Source organism: Caldisericia bacterium (assembly GCA_021158845.1).
Lineage (GTDB): Bacteria > Caldisericota > Caldisericia > B22-G15 > B22-G15 > B22-G15.
Genome location: JAGGSY010000099.1, coordinates 1 through 2,611, shown reverse-complemented (window position 1 = coordinate 2,611; position 2,611 = coordinate 1). Strand labels below are relative to the sequence as shown.

Annotated in this window: 3 protein-coding genes; all 3 read right to left on the bottom strand. The window is 34.0% G+C overall.

Annotated elements, in window-relative coordinates; genetic code table 11:
* Positions 1–2 precede the first annotated feature (2 nt).
* On the bottom strand, positions 3–1,121 hold the full coding sequence (gene hflX / locus J7J33_03875) for a GTPase HflX (GenBank protein ID MCD6168428.1): 1,119 nt from the start codon (positions 1,119–1,121) through the stop codon (positions 3–5).
* Positions 1,118–1,756, bottom strand: a complete 639-nt coding sequence (locus tag J7J33_03870; GenBank protein ID MCD6168427.1) for a site-2 protease family protein — start codon at positions 1,754–1,756, stop codon at positions 1,118–1,120. The genes hflX and J7J33_03870 overlap by 4 nt, the downstream gene beginning before the upstream one ends.
* A partial coding sequence (locus J7J33_03865; GenBank protein ID MCD6168426.1) for a CCA tRNA nucleotidyltransferase occupies positions 1,740–2,611 on the bottom strand: 872 nt, incomplete at its 5' end. The genes J7J33_03865 and J7J33_03870, both read right to left, overlap by 17 nt.

The following is a 2,611-nucleotide window of genomic DNA, read 5'->3' as shown; positions in this document are numbered from 1 at the left end:
TCTTAAACTTTCTTGAATGCACTTGTGCTTATGCCAGAAAGTATCTGAGCTATTCTTTCCTTCAGTTTCTCTATTCCATAACCCTTTAGAGCTGATACAAAGATTCCTTCTGGATCTTCATCTTTCATTTTCTCTATCTGGAATCCTTCTAAAAGATCGATTTTGTTATAGACAATTATTATAGGTATATCTCTTATTAGAATCTCTCTAAGAATTTTTCTTACAGTTTCTATGTGTTTCCTATAAGATATGTTTGATGCATCCACCGTAAGAAGTATTAAGTGAGAATCGTTAATCTCTTCAAGTGTAGATCTAAAGGAGGAGATAAGAATAGGTGGAAGTTTCTGGATAAAACCTACGGTATCTACAAAAATTATCTCCCTTCCAAGACCTTTAAGATATGACTTCCTCACAAGGGTATCAAGGGTAGCAAAGAGCATGTTCTCTGTATAGGCTTTTTCTAAAGTTATTGCATTGAAAAGAGTTGTTTTTCCTGCGTTTGTATAACCAACTATTGATACTATAGGAATACCACTTCTGTTTCTTAATTTTCTCCTTGTAATTCTTCTTTTTTTTATCAAAGTGAGTTGTTTTTCCAGCTGTCTTATCTTTTTCTCTACAGTCCTTCTCTTCAATTCTCTATACTTTTCTCCAGGACCACCCCTTATTCCAACAATCCCCATCTGTTGGTCAAGGCTTTTCCCTATACCAACAATGGCTGGAAGCTCCATCTTGAGTCTTGCAAGTTCCACCTGGATTTTTGCTTCTCTTGTTTTTGCTCTCTTCTCAAAAATCTCAATTATTACATGGGGTCTGTCAAGAACAAATAGGTTAGTTAAATTTGCTATGTTTCTTATTTGAGAATAGGAAAGTCTCTCATCAAAAATAAGGTATTCTGCCCCCTTATCCTTTGCCAGATTGGAAATCTCTATAAGCGTCCCCTTACCTATAAAGTAAGCAGGATTGATCTTCCTCACTCTTTTTAAAGTCTTAAATACCACTTCTATACCCAAGGTCCTTACAAGGAGGTCCAGTTCTTCCAGAGTTTCCTCTGGTAAGAACTGGCTGGACTTTGTGGTTATCGTTCCTATAAGTACAGCTTTTTTCTTTTTCTTGCTCACCAAAGAAGTAGATGTATTAGCCATGTTAAGATCGGATTTATGATTTTCCCTATCACTCCAAAGAAGAGAAGTATAACAAGAATGATCATCCCATACATATCAATCTTTGGATTCATGAGAACATCCTGTGGATACTTCAAAAATATTCCATACAAGATCTTTGACCCATCAAGAGGTGGGATAGGTATAAGGTTAAATATCGCAAGAACAGAGTTTATTATCACCATATACCTTGTAAAAAATTCAAGGTATGAAGAGGAAAATACCGGAAATGGAAAAATAAGGAATCTATAGATTAGAGCAAACACTAAGGCAAGGAGGAGATTTGATAGAGGCCCAGCAAGGGAAACAAGAATAAGTCCCTTTCTAATATTTCTAAATCTTAAAAAGTTAACTGGAACTGGCTTAGCCCATCCAAATGTAAAAGTAAAGTTGGATGTTATAAGAAGCAGTATTGGGACAAGAATTGTGCCTATGGGATCAATATGTTTCAGCGGATCAAGGGTTAACCTTCCACTTCTCTTTGGAGTTTCATCACCCAATTTGTATGCAACCCATCCATGTGCATACTCATGAACAATAACTGCAATGAGTAAGGCGGGTAAAATGAACAGAAGTTCAAGTAGTTTTTTCAAAAACATGTATCTCTCCTTTCTCCAATAAATTTTTTACAAAATTAAGTTCATCCTTTTTAGTTTTTAATTTACCTTCTATTACATATCTTCTCACTATCCTTAAAATTCTACTAAACTCTGGAGAAGGTTTCATCCCAAGTCTTAATAGATCTCTTCCTCCAATATGGAGTTTTCGTTTTCTTAACTCAAACAGGTATTTCTCAATTTTATTCTTTGTCTCTTTATCCCCTTTAGCATAAAGATAAACTATCTCCTCTAAAGCAAGGGATTCAAGGATTCTATAAATGGAATAAACTTCTTCTGTCTCCTTAAGTTCATTCTGCTTATCAGAATAGTAAGATTCTTTGTTTATAAAATTCTCTTTCATACTCCATCTCTTTATAATCTCTTTCCTCTCAAAATCATTGAGTTCAGAAATTAAAAGGAAAAATACGATCTTGTCTCTTTCAAAAAGGATTTCCTCTTTTTCCATTCTTCTCATCAACCTTTCAGCCTTTTTAATTAATTTCTCTGTCTCTTCATTATATTTAAGCTTTCTGTGAATAAACTTAAAACCATCAAGGGATTTGAGTATCCTTAAAGCTGGAATGGTTATAGTTTTATCCCTTAATATGGTGAAAAACTCTTCCTTAATTCTTGTATTTCTTGAATCTGTAAAGAGTCCGGTTTTTATCGTATTTCTCATCAAATTTATCGTATCATTATCTATAATAAAACCAAGTTTTGTGGCATATCTAATTGCCCTCAATATCCTTGTGGGATCCTCTATAAAGCTAAAATTGTGTAGTACTTTTATCCTCCTTTCCTTTAAATCTTTTATTCCTCCAAACAGATCTATCAGAAGACCAAATTCAT